Annotated in this window: 16 protein-coding genes; 12 read left to right on the forward strand and 4 right to left on the reverse strand. The window is 65.1% G+C overall.

Going from position 1 to position 17764, the window contains the following annotated elements; translation table 11 throughout:
* The first annotated feature begins 19 nt into the window (after positions 1–19).
* The 6 genes from LB569_RS04160 (at position 20) to lpxK (ending at position 5612) form a co-directional block, all read left to right on the forward strand.
* Positions 20–1363, forward strand: a complete 1344-nt coding sequence (locus LB569_RS04160; protein WP_224541221.1) for a TldD/PmbA family protein — start codon at positions 20–22, stop codon at positions 1361–1363.
* On the forward strand, positions 1350–2153 hold the full coding sequence (locus LB569_RS04165) for a 3'(2'),5'-bisphosphate nucleotidase CysQ (protein WP_224541222.1): 804 nt from the start codon (positions 1350–1352) through the stop codon (positions 2151–2153). The genes LB569_RS04160 and LB569_RS04165 overlap by 14 nt, the downstream gene beginning before the upstream one ends.
* Before the next feature lie 76 nt (positions 2154–2229).
* Entirely contained in the window at positions 2230–2475 is a 246-nt protein-coding gene (locus tag LB569_RS04170; RefSeq protein WP_140707090.1) for a DUF4170 domain-containing protein, read from the forward strand.
* A gap of 5 nt (positions 2476–2480) precedes the next feature.
* On the forward strand, positions 2481–3272 hold the full coding sequence (locus LB569_RS04175) for a lysophospholipid acyltransferase family protein (protein ID WP_224541224.1): 792 nt from the start codon (positions 2481–2483) through the stop codon (positions 3270–3272).
* Positions 3269–4585, forward strand: a complete 1317-nt coding sequence (waaA, locus tag LB569_RS04180) for a lipid IV(A) 3-deoxy-D-manno-octulosonic acid transferase (RefSeq protein WP_140707086.1) — start codon at positions 3269–3271, stop codon at positions 4583–4585. Before LB569_RS04175 ends, waaA begins: the two co-directional genes overlap by 4 nt.
* A 1-nt stretch (position 4586) precedes the next feature.
* A complete protein-coding gene (gene lpxK / locus LB569_RS04185) occupies positions 4587–5612 on the forward strand; it encodes a tetraacyldisaccharide 4'-kinase (protein WP_224691225.1) in 1026 nt (341 codons plus the stop codon).
* Here the strand turns inward: lpxK and LB569_RS04190 are convergent.
* Positions 5609–5842: a DUF2093 domain-containing protein gene (locus LB569_RS04190; protein ID WP_140707082.1), complete on the reverse strand. Its 234-nt coding sequence runs from the start codon at positions 5840–5842 to the stop codon at positions 5609–5611. The two genes, lpxK and LB569_RS04190, sit on opposite strands and share 4 nt — an antisense overlap.
* A 114-nt stretch (positions 5843–5956) precedes the next feature.
* Between LB569_RS04190 and LB569_RS04195 the strand changes: the two genes are divergently transcribed.
* Entirely contained in the window at positions 5957–6559 is a 603-nt protein-coding gene (locus tag LB569_RS04195) for a hypothetical protein (protein ID WP_224691226.1), read from the forward strand.
* Between the two features lie 113 nt (positions 6560–6672).
* On the opposite strand, the gene LB569_RS04200 is transcribed toward LB569_RS04195, so the two are convergent.
* Entirely contained in the window at positions 6673–7599 is a 927-nt protein-coding gene (locus tag LB569_RS04200; protein ID WP_224691227.1) for a LysR substrate-binding domain-containing protein, read from the reverse strand.
* Positions 7600–7690: 91 nt separating this feature from the next.
* On the opposite strand from LB569_RS04200, the gene LB569_RS04205 reads away from it, so the two are divergent.
* Both LB569_RS04205 and LB569_RS04210 read left to right on the forward strand, forming a co-directional pair.
* Positions 7691–8584, forward strand: a complete 894-nt coding sequence (locus LB569_RS04205) for a DMT family transporter (protein WP_224691228.1) — start codon at positions 7691–7693, stop codon at positions 8582–8584.
* A 142-nt stretch (positions 8585–8726) separates the two neighbouring features.
* On the forward strand, positions 8727–9458 hold the full coding sequence (locus LB569_RS04210) for a hypothetical protein (RefSeq protein WP_224691229.1): 732 nt from the start codon (positions 8727–8729) through the stop codon (positions 9456–9458).
* 26 nt (positions 9459–9484) lie between these two features.
* Here LB569_RS04210 and mutL read toward each other — a convergent pair whose 3' ends face one another.
* Positions 9485–11374 (reverse strand): DNA mismatch repair endonuclease MutL, encoded by a 1890-nt coding sequence (mutL, locus tag LB569_RS04215; protein ID WP_224691230.1) that lies wholly within the window; start codon positions 11372–11374, stop codon positions 9485–9487.
* A gap of 68 nt (positions 11375–11442) precedes the next feature.
* The gene (locus LB569_RS04220) at positions 11443–12345 is read right to left on the reverse strand and encodes a LysR substrate-binding domain-containing protein (protein ID WP_140707070.1); all 903 of its coding nucleotides are present in this window, start codon (positions 12343–12345) and stop codon (positions 11443–11445) included.
* 92 nt (positions 12346–12437) lie between these two features.
* Here LB569_RS04220 and LB569_RS04225 point away from each other — a divergent pair, with 92 nt between their 5' ends.
* From LB569_RS04225 to LB569_RS04235, 3 genes are all read left to right on the forward strand, one after another.
* Entirely contained in the window at positions 12438–13988 is a 1551-nt protein-coding gene (locus LB569_RS04225) for a trimethylamine methyltransferase family protein (protein WP_224691231.1), read from the forward strand.
* A gap of 46 nt (positions 13989–14034) precedes the next feature.
* The gene (locus LB569_RS04230) at positions 14035–15684 is read left to right on the forward strand and encodes an ABC transporter substrate-binding protein (protein WP_224691232.1); all 1650 of its coding nucleotides are present in this window, start codon (positions 14035–14037) and stop codon (positions 15682–15684) included.
* Between the two features lie 73 nt (positions 15685–15757).
* A complete protein-coding gene (locus LB569_RS04235) occupies positions 15758–17740 on the forward strand; it encodes an FAD-dependent oxidoreductase (protein WP_224691233.1) in 1983 nt (660 codons plus the stop codon).
* Positions 17741–17764: the final 24 nt, after the last annotated feature.

Below are 17764 nucleotides of genomic sequence, written 5' to 3' on the forward strand. Positions count from 1 at the left end.
AAGAAACAGGATCAAGTGCATGACCGACAAGCTCGACGCCGCGAAATTGACGGACCGCGTCGCGGCCCTCGTCGAGGCCGCCAAACGTGCCGGCGCCGATGCCGCGGACGCGGTCGCGGTGCGCGGCCGTTCGACCGGCGTTTCGGTGCGGCTTGGCAAGGTCGAAAATACCGAAGCCTCGGAGGGTGATGACGTTTCGCTGCGGGTCTTCGTCGGCCAACGCGTGGCCAGCGTGTCGGCCACCGCCGCGTCCGATCCGAAGGCGCTTGCCGAGCGCGCCGTCGCCATGGCCAAGGTGTCTCCCGAGGATCCCTATCAGGGTCTTGCAGATCCCGCGCTGCTCGTCAGGCAGACGCGCGATCTGGACCTGTTCGACGCGACCGAGGTTTCGGCCGACGCGTTGAAGGAAGCAGCCCTTGCGGCCGAAGCGGCGGCTCTCGCCGTCAAGGGCGTGACCAATTCGGCCGGCAGCAGTGCCAGTGCCGGGCTGGGTGGGCTGGTCCTGGCCACTTCGCACGGTTTTCTCGGCCACTATGTCGCCTCGCGCTTTTCGCGCTCGGCCAGCGTGATCGCCGGCGAGGGTACCGGCATGGAGCGCGACTATGAATTCTCCTCGCGCCAGCATTTCGCCGATCTCGACGCGCCGCAGGATATCGGCCGCATGGCCGGCGAACGGGCCGTGCGCCGCCTTGGCGCGCGCAAGGCGGCGACCGGACCGGTCGACGTCGTGTTCGATCCGCGCGTGGCGCGCGGCATTGCCGGCCATCTCGCCGGCGCCATCAACGGCGCGTCGGTCGCGCGAAAAACCTCGTTCCTGCGCGACATGATGGGCAAGCAGGTGGCAGCTGCCGCAATCACCGTCACCGACGAGCCGCTGCGGCGCCGTGGCCAGGCCTCGCGCCCGTTCGATGGCGAGGGCGTCGAGGGCGAGAAGCTGTTGATGGTCGAAAAGGGTGTCCTCAACCACTGGTTCCTGTCGACATCGGCGGCCCGGGAACTCGGGCTCGTCACCAACGGCCGCGGCGCGCGCGGCGGCTCCTCCGTCTCGCCGTCGTCGACAAACCTTGCCATCGAGGCGGGCGAACGCTCGCCGCAGGATCTGATCGGCTCGCTCAAGACCGGCTTCTATGTCACCGAGGTGTTTGGCCAGGGCGTCGACATGGTCACCGGCGAATACAGCCGCGGCGCCTCCGGTTTCTGGATCGAAAATGGCGCGCTTGCCTATCCGGTCGCCGAAGTCACCATCGCCTCGAACCTGAAGACGATGTTCCTCAACATGGTGCCGGGCAATGACCTCGACCGCAATTTCGGCACCGCCGCCCCGACGCTCCTGATCGAAGGCATGACCCTTGCCGGAGCATGACCTGACCAACGCGGGCGCGGATCTGGACCTGCCGCTGCTGCGCGACGCCGCCCGTGAGGCGGGTCTCATCGCCATGCGCTACTTCGGCAACAACCCGCAGGTCTGGATGAAGGGCGGCACCTCGCCGGTCAGCGAAGCCGATCATGCCGCCGATGCGTATCTGCGCCAGACGCTGCTTGCGGCACGGCCGGATTATGGCTGGCTTTCGGAAGAAACCGCCGACGATCCAGCGCGACTTTCGGCGCGCCGCACCTTTGTCGTCGACCCGATCGACGGCACGCGCGGCTTCCTCGAAGGCCAGCGCGCCTGGTGCGTCAGTGTGGCCGTCGTCGAGAACGGCCGCACGCTCGCCGGCGTGCTCGAATGCCCGGCGATGGACGAGACCTATTCCGCGTTGCCCGGCCAGGGCGCATTCCGCAACGGCAAACGCATCGCGGTCCGCAAGCTCGGGGACAGGCCTGAGATTTCCGGTCTGAAGCAGTTGATCGACCTGATGCCGGCCGGCTGGCAGCAGCGGCTGGTGCGAGCGCCGTACAGCCCTTCGCTCGCCTATCGTCTGGCGATGATCGCCAACGGCACGCTCGACGGCACCTTCGTCAAGCCGAACGCGCATGACTGGGACATTGCCGCCGCCGATCTCATCCTGCGCGAGGCCGGCGGCCAATTGCTCAACCCGCAAGGCCACGCGCCGCTCTATGCCGGCGAGGTGACCCGCCATGGCGCGCTCGCAGCCGGCAGCGGAGAACTGCTGGCGGTGCTTGTTGATGTCATCGCCGGGCTGGATGCCTGAAAGCATTTTCAAAGGTTCCAAAGTCGGCGGCTTTGGTCTAGACCTGTCACAAACTCACAATATGTGAAGGACGGACATGGCCGCGGAAGACGGAAAGAAACAGCTTTTGCATCTGGTGTTCGGCGGCGAACTGAAGAAGCTTGGCGGCACGGAGTTCCGCGATCTCGACGCACTCGACATCGTCGGCGTCTATCCGGACTATCAATCCGCGCACACGGCGTGGAAAGCCAAGGCGCAAGCCAGCGTGGACAATGCCCATATGCGCTATTTCGTCGTTCATCTGCACCGTCTGCTGGACCCCGATAGCAAGGTCGCCGGTTGACTTCGATGGAGAATGACCTGGCGAAAGAGCCAGCCAGCGACGCCGTGCCGACGAGCAGGGGCGGCAGCCGCAAGACCAAGGCATTCTGGCGCAGGGTTCGCGAACCGCTCGCGCAGTCCCGATTCGTCAAGAACGCCATTGCCAGCCTGCTCGCGCAGTTCGTGCGGCTGGTGCGCCTGACCAGCCCCCTGGTCGCCGGATCGGCGCGCTTCTCGGGCGGCAGCTACGCCGAGTTCGAGCCCGGCATCATCGCCCTGTGGCATGGCCAGCACCTTTTGACGCCAGCCTATTATCCCAAGCGCAAGCCGCTGGTCGCCATGGTGTCGCGCAGCGCCGATGCCGAGCTCAACGCGCTGATGCTGGAGAAATTCGGCATCGAGGCGGTGCGCGGTTCGGGTGGGCGCGACAATGCCAGGCATCTCGACAAGGGCGGCGCCAAGGCGCTCATCGCCCTCAAAAAGTCGCTCACCGCAGGCAAGAACGTCGCCATGATCGCAGACATCCCCCACGGTACGCCGCGCGATGCAGGGCTTGGCATCGTTCTTCTGGCGCGCCTCTCCGGCCGGCCGCTGCTGCCTGTCGCCATTGCCACCAGCCGCCGCAAGGTGCTGGAGAAGAGCTGGGACAAGACCACCATCAATCTGCCCTTCGGCCGCTCCGCCGTGACCATCGGCGCACCGATCTTCGTGGCGGCGGATGCCGACGACGCCGAAATGGAGCGCAAGCGCCAGGAAGTGACGGCCGCCCTCAACGCGGCGACCGCCGAGGCCTATCGTCTCGTGGATGGTCCGCGATGAGCGGTCGCTGGGCCCGCACCATGCTGTCGGCATATCGATTTGCCGGCGCGGCCGCCTATCCGCTGGTCGGCCCCTATGTTGCCTGGCGCACCTCGCGCGGCAAGGAAGACCGCAACCGTCGGCGCGAGCGCTACGGCGTCGCCGGCCGGCCGCGCCCCGAGGGGCCGGTCATTTGGATCCATGCCGCGAGCGTCGGCGAGACCCTGGCCGTCGTGCCGCTGGTCGAAAGCATCCTCGACTATGGCGTCAACATAGTGCTGACGACAGGCACGGTGACCTCGGCCCAGGTCGTCGACGAGCGGCTCGGCGACCGCATCATCCACCAATATGTGCCGCTCGATCTGAAGCCGGCGGTCAGCCGCTTCCTCGATCACTGGAAACCCGATCTGGCGATCATCGCCGAATCCGAGATCTGGCCGATGACCATCCTCGAACTCGGTGCCCGCCACGTGCCGCAGGTGCTGGTCAATGGCAGGCTGTCCGACCGCTCCTTCACATCGTGGAAGAAGCGGGCCAACATCGCCGAGGCGCTGTTCGAAAACCTTGCTCATGTCGTTGCCCAGTCCGATGTCGACGGCGAGCGTTTTCGCGCGCTCGGCGCCCGGCCGGTCACGGTGTCGGGCAATCTCAAGGTCGACACCAACCCGCCGCCGGTCGACGACCGCGCTCTCGGCACCTTGCAGCGGCAGATCGGAGATCGCCCGACCTGGGCGGCGATCTCGACCCATGATGGCGAGGAAGTGGTCGCCGCGGAAGTCCACGCGACGCTGCACAAGCGCCACCACGGCCTGCTGACGATCGTCGTTCCGCGCCATCCCGATCGGGCCGAAGCCCTTGCCGCGCAGATTTCCGGCATGGGCCTGAAGGTCGCGCGGCGCAGCAAGGGCGACCGCATCGGGCCTGACACCGATATCCTGCTCGGCGACACGATCGGCGAGATGGGCTTATACCTCAGGTTGACCGAAATCGCTTTCGTCGGCCGCTCGCTGACCTCCGAGGGCGGGCAGAACCCGCTCGAGCCGGCCATGCTCGACACCGCGGTTCTTGCCGGGCGCAACGTGCAGAATTTTCGCGAGGCCTATCAGCGCCTGCTCGACAGCGGCGGCGCCAAGCTGGTGCGCGACCGCGACATGCTGGCTGGCGCCGTCAATTTCCTCCTGACCAACGAAGTGGCGCGCCACGAGATGATGGCGGCGGGAATCGCGACCGTCGATGAGATGCGCGGCGCGCTCGCACGCACGCTCAAATCGCTCGAACCCTATATCCAGCCGCTGGTGGTCAAGGCGCGCCTGAAGGGCGCCAACGGGCGCTAAAATGGCCTCCGAAGCACCGCCATTCTGGTGGGAAGAGCCGGACTGGAAGGTCCTGGCGCTGTCGCCGCTGTCGGCTATCTATGCGCTTGCCGCCGGCCGCGGCATGCGCCGGGCCAGGCGCGAGAAGATCGAAGCGCCGGTTCTGTGCGTCGGCAATTTCACCGTTGGCGGCACCGGCAAGACGCCGGTTGCGATCGCGCTCGCCCAGCAGGCCAAGCGCATGCGGCTGAAGCCCGGTTTCCTGTCGCGCGGCCATGGCGGTTCCTTCGCCGAGCCGCATGTCGTCGACATCGACCACGACAGCGCCAGGCATGTCGGCGACGAACCGCTGCTGCTGGCCGAACATGCACCGGTGGCGGTGACGCCCAATCGTGCCGCCGGCGCCCGGCTCTTGCTGGAAAAACACGGCTGCGATTTCCTGATCATGGACGACGGCTTCCAGAGCGCGCGGATCCACATCGATTACGCGCTGGTCGTGGTCGATGCCCGCTACGGCATCGGCAATGGCCGCGTCATCCCGGGCGGTCCGCTCAGGGCCAAAATCGTCGACCAACTGGTCTTCACCAGCGGGCTGCTGAAGATGGGCGAGGGCACGGCCGCCGACGCCGTGGTCCGCCAGGCGGCGCGTGCCGGCCGGCCGATCTTCGAGGCCCACACGGAACCGAGCGGCAAGGCAGGGCTTGCCGGAAAGCGGTTTCTGGCCTTTGCCGGTATAGGTCATCCCGAAAAATTCTTCGACACACTGCGTGGCGCCGGCGGCGAGGTGGTCCTGTCCAAGCCCTTTCCGGACCATCACTTCTACGCCGAGGACGAGCTTGCCGAACTGGCCGCGACGGCGAGCGACGAAGGCCTCGGGCTGATCACCACCGCCAAGGACGCCGCCCGGCTTCGCCACGGCGCCTCAAAAGACTTCCTCGGGCGTCTCGACGTGCTGGAAATCGACACTGTGTTCGAACTCGACCACGTGCCCGAACGCATCATCGAGGAAACGCTCGACGCCTGGCGGCAGCGCAAGTTGAGAGGCTAACCCCGCTTGCGCAACTCCGGATGCACCTCGATTTCACGGCGCAGCGAAGCCGTTGCGCTCACATAGGGCTCCTGCCTGGCGACGCTCCAGTATTTCAGCTCATCCAGCGGAATGCTCTCGCCGGTCACGGCGCAGCGCACGAACGCGCCGGGGCTGGTGACCTGGAAATCGCCATCGAGATAGCGGATGCGGGCTTCCTTGCCGCCGGGGCCTTCGAAACGGTTCATCATGCAATGGCACTTGAGTTCATCGGGATTCAATCGCCATAAATCGTGGGCAAGGTCAAGCTTGGCGCAATGCTCATGTAATATTGCCCTATGGCACAATGGTTGTCAGGAAGCGCCATGGACATCGCCAATGCAAGCATGCCGCCTTTGCTGAGAGAAGCGCTCACGCCCCAGCCGGTGCCTTCGCCCAAGGCCGATCCGGCGACCGCCGCACTGGTCAAGGCGCTCGTCCAGCCGCCGGCGCCGGCGATGGTGCAATCGGCGCAGTTCGCCACCCAGGCGCTGCAAGGCTCGATGCCGCGCCCGGCCGCTCAAACCGCGCAACGCCTGTCGTCCTCCGAGATCGAGGATGCTTACCGGGCCGTCATGGAACCTGACGCCGCCGCCCACAATGCACCGGGACGAGCCTCGACGGGTGGGGCAGGGACGGACGCGGATCAGGCTTCGCGCGGCTTCGTCCCGCCGCCGACGACGGCCACCGACAGCACGCCCAAACTGGGGGCGGTGCCGGCCCTGTCCACATTCTCGCCGGCCGTCGCTTCCGCGGCGGTGCTGGTCGCGGCCAATGCCAACGCGCCGCGACCGCGCGGCGCCTCCAGCCGTCCGGCGGGCCATGCCCCACGATCCGATCCAGCTCCGCCGTCGCTGTGGACGATATCGATCGTGACCGCCATAGTCTCGGCCGTGACCACCACGATCGTGCTTTTGCTGTTCCGTTAAGCAGGGTTTCACGCGATTCCCGACAGGGAAACGCCACGCATTTTCCCCCGGGGAATTGCACTGGAGTGCATATGTCCTGAAAGCGGGCCGGCGATTGCCGGACGCGTCTCGGCCTAATCGTCATCCTGCAGAAAAGCGTCCAGCCTGGCCGACGCAAGCCCGGCCTGTTCGGCAATGCGCCTGGCGAGATCGGCGGCGGCCGCGCGCGGCCGGCCGACCGGACGATCCAGCCAATAGGAAACCGGATTGAGCGCCGTGCGAGCGTCGACGGCGACGAGACGCCCCGACTGTATCTGATGTTCGGTGAGCGGCGGCCGCGCCAGCGCGATGCCGAGGCCGTGCGCGGCGGCATCGAGCACCAGATTATAGTCCTCGAAGCGGCGATCCTGCGGACGCGGCCGGTAGTCCATGTCCTGCGCGGCGAACCAGGCGCGCCACCCCGACGCGTCGGAATCGTTGATCAGCGGGAATTTGAGCAGCCTTGCCGGGTCGCCACGGCCGATCTCCAGTGCCAGGCCCGGCGAGGCGATGGGGAAGAGATGTTCCTCGAACAGCTGCACCGAGACGCGGCCCGGGATGCGGCCGCGGCCGCAGCGGACGGACAGATCGATGCCTTCGTCGGCGAGATCGGCCTGGCGATTGTCGACGTCGAGCACGATGCGCAGGCGGGTAGGATCATTCTCCAGCGCTGCCATGCGTGGCATCAGCCACAGGCCGCTCACCGATGGAATTGAGGCCAGGCGTACCACGGCGGTGCCGCGCGGTTCCACCCAGCGGTCCGAATTGACCGAGATCAGGGCGAAGGCTTCGGTGGTCCTGAGATGCAGGCGATTGCCTTCGTTGGTCAGCGTCACGCCGCGCGCGCCGCGCTCGAAAACCTTCAGGCCAAGCCAGTCCTCGAGCTTGGCGATCTGCCGGCTGACGGCACCATGGGTGAGGTTGAGTTTTTCCGCGGCGGCCGAAAAGCTTCCCGTGCGCGCCGCAGCGTCGAAGGCGCGCAACGTTTCCAGCGGCAGCAGACTGTTTAAGCTGTGATCCATACTCACAGGTGACCCTCGATTTGGTCGTTTGTCAATTGATCGGGAAAGGCGTTTTCTGCTTCCCAAACTTGAAGAATCCGAGGGCAGCGAGATGAGCGCGATGACCACCACGTCGAATCCGACACAGCGGATGGATACCACGGCCGCCATCGCGGTGGCGCTGACGGTGATCGGCTGGGCCTCGGCCTTCCCGGCGATCCGGGCCGGGCTTGCCGCCTTCCAGCCGCTGGAACTTGGTGCCCTGCGCTTTGCCATCGCCGCCGTGCCCGCGGCGATCTACCTTGCCGTCAAGCGCCCGGCGCTGCCCAGGGTCGGCGATTTGTGGCGCCTAGCCTTCGGCGGCGCCATCTTCGTGGCGCTCTACACGGCCATGCTCAATTTCGGTGAGCTGACGGTTTCGGCCGGAGCCGCCGGCTTCATCATCAATGTCAGCCCGATCTTCACCGCCATCATGGCGATGGCGCTGCTTGGCGAGCGGTTCTCCGGTCTGGCCTGGATCGGCACCGCCATTTCCTTCGCCGGTATCGGCATCATTGCGGTCGCCGACGGCAATGGCCTGCATTTCAACGCTGGCGCGCTGCTGGTGCTGGGGTCGGCGCTGTGCTCCGCCGTCAACACCATCGTCCAGAAGCCGCTGTTTGCCCGCCACCATCCGCTGACCATCGCGGCGTCCAACATGGTGCTCGGCGCGCTCTGCCTGGCGCCTTTCCTGCCCGCCGCTCTGCAGCAAGCGGCTGTCGCCGACACCGCCGGCCTCGGCGCCGTCATCTATCTCGGCATCGTGCCGAGCCTGATCGCTTATGCGGCATGGGCGACGGCCCTGTCGCGCCTCCCGGCGGCGCGTGCATCGAACTTCTTGTACCTGGTCTCGCCGATGTCGGCGCTGATCGGCTTCTTCTGGCTGGGCGAAGTGCCGACTCTGCTCGGAATCCTCGGCGGCGCGCTGGCGCTGGGCGGCGTCATCGTGGTGAATTTGAAGCGGTAAATCATAGAGTTGGGGTCGTTTGTCGACTCAGAATGATAAGTCGCGTTCCTTGGGCCTGTGATGCAGGCATCAGCCAGGCTATCTTGCCGGCCTTGATGGGGGGAGCGCGATGGGAAGAGGCTTTGTAGCCGTGGTTTTCTGCTTGCTGATGCTGAGCGGGAAAGCAGTCGCGGGCTGGTATCACGTGGAGAACTACGAGGGATCCATCGGAGAAAATCCGGTCCATCTCTCCCTGCAGAGGTACGACAGCTTCGGCAGTGGCATTACCGTCGAGGGAAGCTACTTCTACGATGCCAAGCAAAGCCCCATCGCGATCTACGGCAAGGCCGAAGGCGCCAGAATCATGCTTTGCGAGATCGCGGACGACAAGGAATTTGAACGGGTCCTTGTGATGGGATCAAAGACACCCGTCGACACCACCGGGTGCCCGCTCTCTCTCGATATCGGCAAGGACGGTGCGACCGGAAGCTGGAGCAAGGGGGTGGACACCTATCCCGTCAGTCTGCGGAAGGTCGCAAGCCTGGACGACACCGGCGAGGGCAAGATCGAGGGAACCGTCGAAATTCCATTCTGGGCCCAGACGGCCCGTGAGAGGTTCGCCGGCGTTTACACCAACACCAGCCTCGGCCTTTGCATGGCGAAGCTGCAGGTCATCAAAAAGCGCGGCGGGAACGTCGTTCAGGAAATCGCCTTCAAGGATGACGACGCATGCAGTGCCGGCATGCTGATGACGCCCATCTACATGAACGTCCAGAAATGGGTCGAGGGGGGCAAGGACGTTGTCTCGGTGAATTTTCGAGGCGGTGGCGCCGGCTATTCCAGAGATTACGTTTTCTCTCATAGGTTCAAGGACTATCGCCTGTTGGTTAATTGAGCTTATTGCGTGACTGTACTTCGTATTCACCGCCGCCCGAACAGCCGCTCGATGTCCGCCAGCTTGAGCTCGATATAGGTCGGCCGGCCGTGGTTGCAGGTGCCGGAGCCCGGCGTCGCTTCCATCTGGCGCAGCAGCGCGTTCATCTCCTCGGCCTTGAGCAGCCGGCCTGACCGGACCGAACCATGGCAGGCCATGGTCGCCGCGATCTTGTCCAGCCGCTCCTTCAGCGTTTCGACCGTGTCGTTGTCGGCGATCTCGTCGGCGAGGTCGCGCACAAGTTGACCGACATTGGTCTCGCCCAGCATCGACGGCGTCTCGCGCACGGCAACCGCGCCCGGGCCGAAACGCTCGATGCCGAGGCCGAAGCGTGCGAGCGTTTCGGAATGCATGGCGAGCCGCTCGGCGTCCTCTTCCGGCAGGTCGATTATTTCGGGCAGAAGCAGAATTTGCGAGGGCACCGGCCGCGAATGCAGGGCGTTCTTCAGCGCCTCGTAAACCAGCCGCTCATGCGCCGCGTGCTGGTCGACGATGACGAGCGAATCCCGGGTCTGGGCGACGATGTAGTTCTCGTGCACCTGCGCGCGGGCGGCCCCCAGCACCGCGCCAAGCAGCGTCTCGGTTGCTTCATTTTGCCCGGCGCGCGCATCGGCACTGGCAAGCGGGCCGGCATCGAACGCCGCCTGGTCGCTTTCGCCGAAGCCGCCGGTTCCTGCGTTGCCGCGTTCAAAGCCGGCACCGTCGAATTGCATGTCGAGCGGCCGCTGCGACGAGCGCGAAGGGTCGAAGCCCGTCGGGCCGGACGCACGGAAAGCCGCGTCGTAGCTGCGATGGCCATTTGTCGGGCCGCCATGACCATAGGAGGCCGCGCCTGGGCGGAAAGCAGCCATCATGCCGGCCGCTCCCGTGGTGGCGGAGCGGATGCCGGCCTCTGCCAATGCCTGCCGGATCGCGCCGACGATCAGCCCGCGCACGAGGCCCGGATCGCGGAAGCGGACATCGGCCTTGGCCGGATGGACGTTGACGTCGACGATCGCCGGGTCGAGCGTCAGGAACAGCACCGTCACCGCGTGGCGGTCGCGCGGCAGGACATCGGCAAAGGCGCCGCGAATAGCCCCGGCGATCAGCTTGTCGCGCACCGGGCGGCCGTTGACATAGGCATATTGCTGCAGCGCGTTGGCGCGGGTGAAGGACGGGATCGACACATGGCCGGTCAGATGCACGCCTTCGCGCATCGCATCGATGGCAATGGAATTGTCGGGAAAGTCGGCGCCCATCACCTGCGCGACGCGGCGCAGGCTGCCGTCCGCGCTGCCCTCGGTCGCCGGCAGTTCCAGCGTCGTGCGGTCGGATCCGGCCAGCGTGAAACGCACCGTGGGGAAGGCGATGGCGATGCGCTTGACCACGTCGCTGATGGCCGAGCTTTCGGCGCGTTCGCCCTTCATGAATTTCAGCCGTGCCGGCGTGGCGAAGAACAGGTCGCGCACCTCGACCGTGGTGCCGCGATTGGCGGCCGCCGGCTTGACGGGCAGGACGCGACCGCCCTCGATGCCGATCTCGGCGGCGCTGTCGCCGGAAGCCGTGCGCGAGCGGATCGACAGCCGCGACACCGAGCCGATCGACGGCAGTGCCTCGCCACGAAAACCGAGCGAGCGGATGTCGTTGATGTCCTCGGTGAGCTTGGAGGTGCAATGGCGCGCGATGGCCAGCGCCAATTCCCGTTCTGGAATGCCGGAACCGTCATCGGTGACGCGGATCAGGTTCAGCCCGCCGCCCGATGTGACGACCTCCACCTTGCTTGCGCCGGCATCGAGCGCGTTCTCGACCAGTTCCTTGACCACGCTCGCCGGACGCTCGATGACTTCGCCGGCGGCGATCTGGTTGATCATCGTTTCGGAAAGCTGGCGGATGGGCATGACGACAGTATAGGCGGATTCGTATCGTGCGGGCGAGGGCGAACTGCGGCCGAAACAATGAAACGACTCTACGCCTGCGCCACCAGCCAATCCCTGACCTTGCGGGCATTCTCGCTCAATTCCCGGTTCTTCGGCCACACGACATAGAAGGCCTTGCCGGTTTTGAGCACGTGACTGGTCACCGGCACCAGCAGGCCCGTCGCCAGCAGCCGCTCGGCAAGGTGCCGCCAACCCAGCGCAATGCCTTGTCCCTCCATGACGCCCTGGATCACCAGGCCATAGTCATTGATGCGCAGGCCGCGCGCCGTATCGTCGAGCCGGCCTCCGGCCGATCGGAACCATTCGTCCCAGCTGGCGGCTTCGCGATAGGGTTCCTCGAGGTGAATGAGGCGGTGCCTTGCCAGTTCCTCGACGCTCCCCGGCGTGCCAACTTTTGCGAGATAGCTGGCGCTGGCGACCGGAAAGATCTCCTCGTCGGCCAAGGGCAGCGAAAAATAATCCGGCCATTCCCGCGGCTCACCGCCGCGCACGGCAAGCGGGATGCCCTCGGCGATGATGTCGAGATCACGGTCGGCGGTCTGGATGCGCAGGTCGATGCCCGGCAATTCGTCGCGGAACTGCTGCAGGCGCGGCATCATCCAGAACGAGCCGAAAGCGGTCGAGGCGGCAAGCGTCACATGGCCGCCGGTCGCTTGCAGGCGCAAATCCTCGGCGGATTTGCGGATATGCGAAAGCCCGAGCGAGACATCCGCGTGGAACCGCTCGCCGGCTTCCGTCAGGCTGACCTGCCGGTGGCGGCGCTGGAACAGCTTGGCGCCGAGCTGTTCTTCAAGCCCGCGCACCGCGTAGGAGACGGCCGCCTGCGTCATCCCGAGCTCGCGCCCGGCCGCTGTGAAACTCGACAGCCGGCCGGCCGCCTCGAAGACGATCAGGCTGCCGGCGGAGGGCAGGAGGTGACGCAGGCTTCGCATAAGCAGAGCTTATACAAGAGATCAGGATTTTCCAGCGTCACAGCCATATTTCGCCTCGCTAACTTGGCTTGGAACGGACGCTTGGAGGTCTCATGAACGCACCCGCCGCCGAACTGACTGAACCGACCCATCGCCGGGGTGGTGGCCGCCTCGGGCGCAAGGCGCTTCGTGGCGCTCCGATCGCTTCGTTTCCGACGCTGGTTCGCCAGATTCCGGTCTATGAGATCGTTCCCGATGAAGCGGTGGAACTGATCCACGAGGAGTCGCTCAAGATCCTCGAAGAGGTGGGCTGCGAATTCCGCGACGACGGCGCCATCGAGCTTTGGAAGGCGGCTGGCGCCGATGTGAGGGAAACGCGCGTGCGTATCGACCGCGCGCTGCTGATGGAGCTCGTCTCGAAAGTTCCATCGGAATTCACGCTCAACGCGCGCAATCCCGAACGCACGGTCCGCGTCGGCGGCAAGAACTCGATCTTCGTGCCGATGTACGGCGCGCCCTATATCCGTGACCTCGACAACAACAGGCGCTACGGCACGCTTGCCGACCTCAACAATTTCCACAAGCTCGCCTATATGGCGCCGGCTCTGCATTCGTCGAGTTCGGTCATCTGCGAGCCGATGGAAATCGCCGTGCCGAAGCGGCATCTGCACATCATCCATTCGGCGCTGAAGCATTCCGACAAGCCATTCATGGGCATCGTGACGTCGAAGGAGCGCGCCGAGGACACGATGGCGATGGCTGCAATCGTCTTCGGCGAGGAATTCGTGCGCGAGAACCCGGTGCTGGTGGCGATCACAAACTGCAATTCGCCACTGGTCTGGGACGCCACCATGATCGATGCGATGCGGGTCTATGCGAGCCACAACCAGCCGCTGATCCTGGCGCCGTTCGCGCTCTGCGGCGCATCGACCTCGGCCTCCGCCGTGGGCGCGGTGGCGCAGGTCAACGCCGAGGCGCTCGCGGGCGTGGCCCTGACCCAGCTCATCCGCCCGGGCTCTCCGCAAATGTACGGCCAGTTCATGGTCACGGTCGACATGAAGACCGGCGCGCCGATGGGCGGTACGCCGGAGGCCGCGCAGATGATGTATCTGATGGGTGCGCTGGCGCGGAAATACAAGCTGCCGTGGCGCACCTCCGGCTTCCATGTCGGCTCGAAGCTCAACGATGCCCAGGCCGGCTATGAGGCGAACATGCTGATGCATGCCGCCATTCTCTCCGGTGCCAATTATATCTGGCACTCGGCCGGATGGCTGGAGGCGGGTCTCACCTGCGGGTATTCGAAATTCGCCACTGACTGCGAACAGCTTGTCGGCTGGTACAAATATGCCGGCGGCCTGCCGTTCGACGATTTCAAGGAAGCGATGGCGGCGATCCGCGAAGTCGGGCCGCAGGGCCATTTCCTCGGCACCCAGCACACGCTCGAGCATTTCGAGAAGGCTTTCTTCATGCCGAGCATCATGGACTTCAACTCCTACGAACAGTGGAACGCCGAAGGGGCGAAGGACCATGACACGCGCGGCCGCGAGAAGGCGCGCAACATGCTCGCCGACTATGAGGAGCCGAAGCTCGACGAGGGCATCGCCGACGGTCTCAAGGATTTGATCGCGCGCCGCGAGGAGAAATTGCCCGACAGCGTTAGTTGAAAAACAACAGACAAAGACCTCACGGGAACAACAAGGGGAGATTGACATGACGATTTTCAAAAGCAACGGCGATCGTGTGCCGCCCGCTATCGAAGCGATGGCGACGGAGGCGCGTGCGGGTCGCATCGACCGGCGCGAATTCCTGGCGCTGGCCAGCGCCTTTGGCGCATCGACGGCTTTGGCCTACGCCATGATCGGTCTCGCCGCGCCACGACAGGCCCTTGCCGAGGAGCCGAAGAAAGGTGGAACGCTGCACGTCTCGATGGCGGTCAAGGCGCAGAAGGATCCGCGCACGTACGACTGGGTGGAGCTCGCCAACATATCGCGCAGCTGGCTGGAGCCGCTGGTGCGCTACACCAGGCAGTTCACCTTCGAGCCGGTGCTGCTCGAAAGCTGGGACATCAACGACGACGCCACCGAATACACCCTGCATGTGCGCAAGGGCGTCACCTGGAACAATGGCGACGCTTTCAATGCAGATGACGTGGTGCACAATGTGACGCGCTGGTGCGAGAAGGGCGTCGCCGGCAACTCCATGGCGGCGCGCGTCGGTGCGCTGATCGATGCCAAGACCGGCAAGGCCAGGGACGGCGCCATCACCAAGGTCGACGACAACACGGTCAAGCTGAAGCTCTCGGAGCCAGACATTTCGCTCATTCCAAACTTCACCGATTATCCGGCACTCGTCGTGCACCGCAATTTCGACGCCGATGGCGCCGATCCGATCAAGAAGCCGATCGGCACGGGACCGTTTGAGCTGGTGTCGTATGACGTCGGCCAGAAGGCTGTGGTCAAGCGCCGCGAGAACGGCAAATGGTGGGGTGGCGAAGCGCCGCTCGACGGCGTGGAATTCATCGACTACGGCACCGACTTCAACGCCACGGTCAATGCATTCGATTCCGGTGAGATCGACCTCAACTTTGAGAGCCCCGCCGACTTCATCGACATTCTCGACAAGATGGGGCTGCAGAAATCGGAAGTCGCGACCGCAACCACGCTGGTTGCCCGCACCAACATCACCCACAAGCCTTATGACGACCAGCGCGTTCGCAATGCCTTGCAAATGGCCGTCGACAACAATGCCGTCTTGCAGCTCGGTTACAATGGGCGCGGCACCGTCGGTGAGAACCACCATGTCAGCCCGATCCATCCTGAATATTATCCGTTGCCCAAGAAGGAGCGCGATGCCGCCGGCGCCAAGAAGCTGATGGCGGACGCCGGCCAGGCCGACTTCGAGCACGAGCTGATCACCATCGAGGACGACTGGCAGAAGAACACTGGCGACGCGATCGCCGGCCAGTTGCGTGACGCCGGCATCAAGGTCAAGCGCACGGTGCTGCCGGGCTCGACCTTCTGGAACGACTGGACGAAATATCCCTATTCGATGACCATCTGGTACATGCGCCCCCTCGGCGTCCAGGTGCTGGCGCTGGGCTACCGCACCGGCGAGGCCTGGAATGAATCGGCCTATTCCAATCCCGATTTCGACGCCAAGCTCAAGCAGGCGCTGTCGCTGATCGACGTCGCCGAGCGCAAGGAGGTGATGAAGGATGTCGAGCAGATCCTGCAGGACTCCGGCGTCATCATCCAGCCGTTCTGGCAAAAGCTCTACAGCCACACCAACAAGAAGGTGAAGAACTACGGCGTTCACCAGACCTTCGAAATGGATCTCCAGAACGTCTGGCTGGACGCCTGACACCCGAAGTCCAGCCACACAGCGCCGGCGCCCGTACGCCGGCGCAATGCCGCCGATGAGGGAGGGAATTCGCATGTCCGGCCGGGTCTTCAAGCGTCTGTTCGAACCGGCCACCTTGCGCGGCAAAACATTGCGCAACAGGATCGTGTTTGGAGCCCATACCGCCAATATGGCCGAGGACGGCCTGCCGACCGAACGCCATGTCGGCTACTACGCCGAACGCGCGATAGGCGGCGCGGCCATGGTCGTGGTCGAGCCGATGCCGGTGCATCAGGCCGCGGTACTGACGCGCGGCAACTTTCGGCCTTCCGACGACAGCGTCATCCCGCATTTTCGCAAGGTGACCGAGGCCATCCGCGGCAACGGCGCCGTCGCCATCCAGCAGCTCTACCATGTCGGCCAGCACGCCGACGCCGACAATTCGTTCCATGCCGGTTGGTCACCTTCCGGCCTGCCGAGCTACCACGACTCCGACGGTTCGCATCGGATGTCCGAGCGCCAGATCGAAGAAACGATCGAGGGCTTTGTCCAGGCGGCGCGCCGCTGCCGTGAGGCAGGCTTCGACGGCGTCGAGGTCTGGGCGGCCTACCATTCGATGCTGGACCAGTTCTGGACGCCCTGGTCGAACCGCCGGGACGACCGATGGGGCGGCAGCCTTGAAAACCGCACCCGGATGAGCCGCGAGGTGATGACCCGGATTCGCCGGGAATGCGGCGACGATTTCATCGTCGGTCTTGCGATCAACGACGAGCCGGAAGTCGAAGTGGCGCTCAAGCGCGAAGCACTGGCCGAGATAGTCGACCTCCACGACCGCGATGCCTTGATGGACTATGTCACCTGCGGAACGGGTTCCTACTTCGATTTCTACAAGATCATCCCGACCTTTGTTTATCCCGAGAAGCTCGGTGCCGACCTGGCGGCCGTCCTCAAATCCACCGTGCGTCACGCGTTGATCACTGCCGAAAGCCATATCCGCACCCCCGAGAACGCCGAGAGCGTGCTGAGCGAAGGCCGCGCCGATCTCGTTTCCATCGTGCGCGGCCAGATCGCCGATCCGCATTTGGCGGCAAAGGCCGCCGACGGGCGGCCGCAAGACATTCGCGGCTGTCTGTCCTGCAACCAGATGTGCTGGGGCCGGCGCAGCCGCGACTACTGGATCAGCTGCGTCATCAATCCCTCCGCGGGGCGGGAATGGGAGTGGGGCGGCGATCGCTTTGCTCCGGCCGCCCAGCCGAAGCGCGTGCTGGTCGTCGGTGGCGGCCCGGCCGGTCTCGAAGCGGCGCGCGCCGCGGCCGAGCGTGGACACCGCGTCACGCTGGCCGAGGCTTCCGACCGGCTCGGCGGGCAGTTCCGTCTCGCCGGCTTGCAGCCGCGCCGCGCCCAGATCCTGGATCTGATCGACTGGTACCAGCGTCAGCTCGGCCAGCTTCAGGTCGACATCCGCTACGGGCAGTATGTCGAAGCCGACGATGTCGAGCGCGAGGGCGTCGATCACGTCATCGTCGCGACCGGCTCGATGCCGCCAGACGGCGCTTTCCAACGGGCCTTGCCGCAGTGGGAAACGATTCCAGGCGGCGGCCCGGTTTTCTCCGCCGAAGCGGTGATGGCAAGGGAAGCGAGGCCGGGCAAACGTGTGCTTGTGCTGGATGACGGCGGCAATTGGAAAGGCTGCGGCACCGCCTGGAAACTCGCCGAGGACGGGCACAATGTGACGCTTGTGACCCCGGACGCCCTGGTTGGCAAAGAGTTGCAGCGAATGGCCGTCGACGCGCCGCTGCGTCGGGCGCTTGCCAAGCTCAAGGTGCGGTTCGTCACCGAGAGCGCCGTCGTTCATTGGGATGGCAGGGCGGCCAGGGTCGCTTCCCTGCTCGATGGAACCGAGCAGGAGATCGAAGCCGATACGCTGGTCTTCGCCACGACGAATATGGCTGCCGACATGCTTTCCATCGAACTCGAAAGGCGCGGCATCGCACACACTTCGATCGGTGATTGCACCGCTTCCAGACAGGCGGCTTTCGCCATCCACGACGGACGCAAGGCAGCCCTTGGTCTTTGATTGCGAGGCCTTTCCCGGGCGTCC

Origin of the sequence: Mesorhizobium sp. BH1-1-4 (assembly GCF_020165665.1) — a bacterium.
GTDB lineage: Bacteria > Pseudomonadota > Alphaproteobacteria > Rhizobiales > Rhizobiaceae > Mesorhizobium.

What these genes read in the sequence shown, in the direction of transcription:
- LB569_RS04175 (WP_224541224.1), top strand. Translation starts at nt 2,481, where the DNA reads ATGGAGAATGACCTGGCGAAAGAGCCAGCCAGCGACGCCGTGCCGACG.
- LB569_RS04200 (WP_224691227.1), bottom strand. Translation starts at nt 7,599, where the DNA reads ATGGATCACAGCTTAAACAGTCTGCTGCCGCTGGAAACGTTGCGCGCC.
- LB569_RS04235 (WP_224691233.1), top strand. Translation starts at nt 15,758, where the DNA reads ATGTCCGGCCGGGTCTTCAAGCGTCTGTTCGAACCGGCCACCTTGCGC.
- lpxK (WP_224691225.1), top strand. Translation starts at nt 4,587, where the DNA reads ATGGCCTCCGAAGCACCGCCATTCTGGTGGGAAGAGCCGGACTGGAAG.
- LB569_RS04170 (WP_140707090.1), top strand. Translation starts at nt 2,230, where the DNA reads ATGGCCGCGGAAGACGGAAAGAAACAGCTTTTGCATCTGGTGTTCGGC.
- LB569_RS04205 (WP_224691228.1), top strand. Translation starts at nt 7,691, where the DNA reads ATGAGCGCGATGACCACCACGTCGAATCCGACACAGCGGATGGATACC.
- LB569_RS04160 (WP_224541221.1), top strand. Translation starts at nt 20, where the DNA reads ATGACCGACAAGCTCGACGCCGCGAAATTGACGGACCGCGTCGCGGCC.
- LB569_RS04190 (WP_140707082.1), bottom strand. Translation starts at nt 5,842, where the DNA reads ATGATGAACCGTTTCGAAGGCCCCGGCGGCAAGGAAGCCCGCATCCGC.
- LB569_RS04230 (WP_224691232.1), top strand. Translation starts at nt 14,035, where the DNA reads ATGACGATTTTCAAAAGCAACGGCGATCGTGTGCCGCCCGCTATCGAA.
- LB569_RS04220 (WP_140707070.1), bottom strand. Translation starts at nt 12,345, where the DNA reads ATGCGAAGCCTGCGTCACCTCCTGCCCTCCGCCGGCAGCCTGATCGTC.
- LB569_RS04195 (WP_224691226.1), top strand. Translation starts at nt 5,957, where the DNA reads ATGGACATCGCCAATGCAAGCATGCCGCCTTTGCTGAGAGAAGCGCTC.
- waaA (WP_140707086.1), top strand. Translation starts at nt 3,269, where the DNA reads ATGAGCGGTCGCTGGGCCCGCACCATGCTGTCGGCATATCGATTTGCC.
- LB569_RS04225 (WP_224691231.1), top strand. Translation starts at nt 12,438, where the DNA reads ATGAACGCACCCGCCGCCGAACTGACTGAACCGACCCATCGCCGGGGT.
- mutL (WP_224691230.1), bottom strand. Translation starts at nt 11,374, where the DNA reads ATGCCCATCCGCCAGCTTTCCGAAACGATGATCAACCAGATCGCCGCC.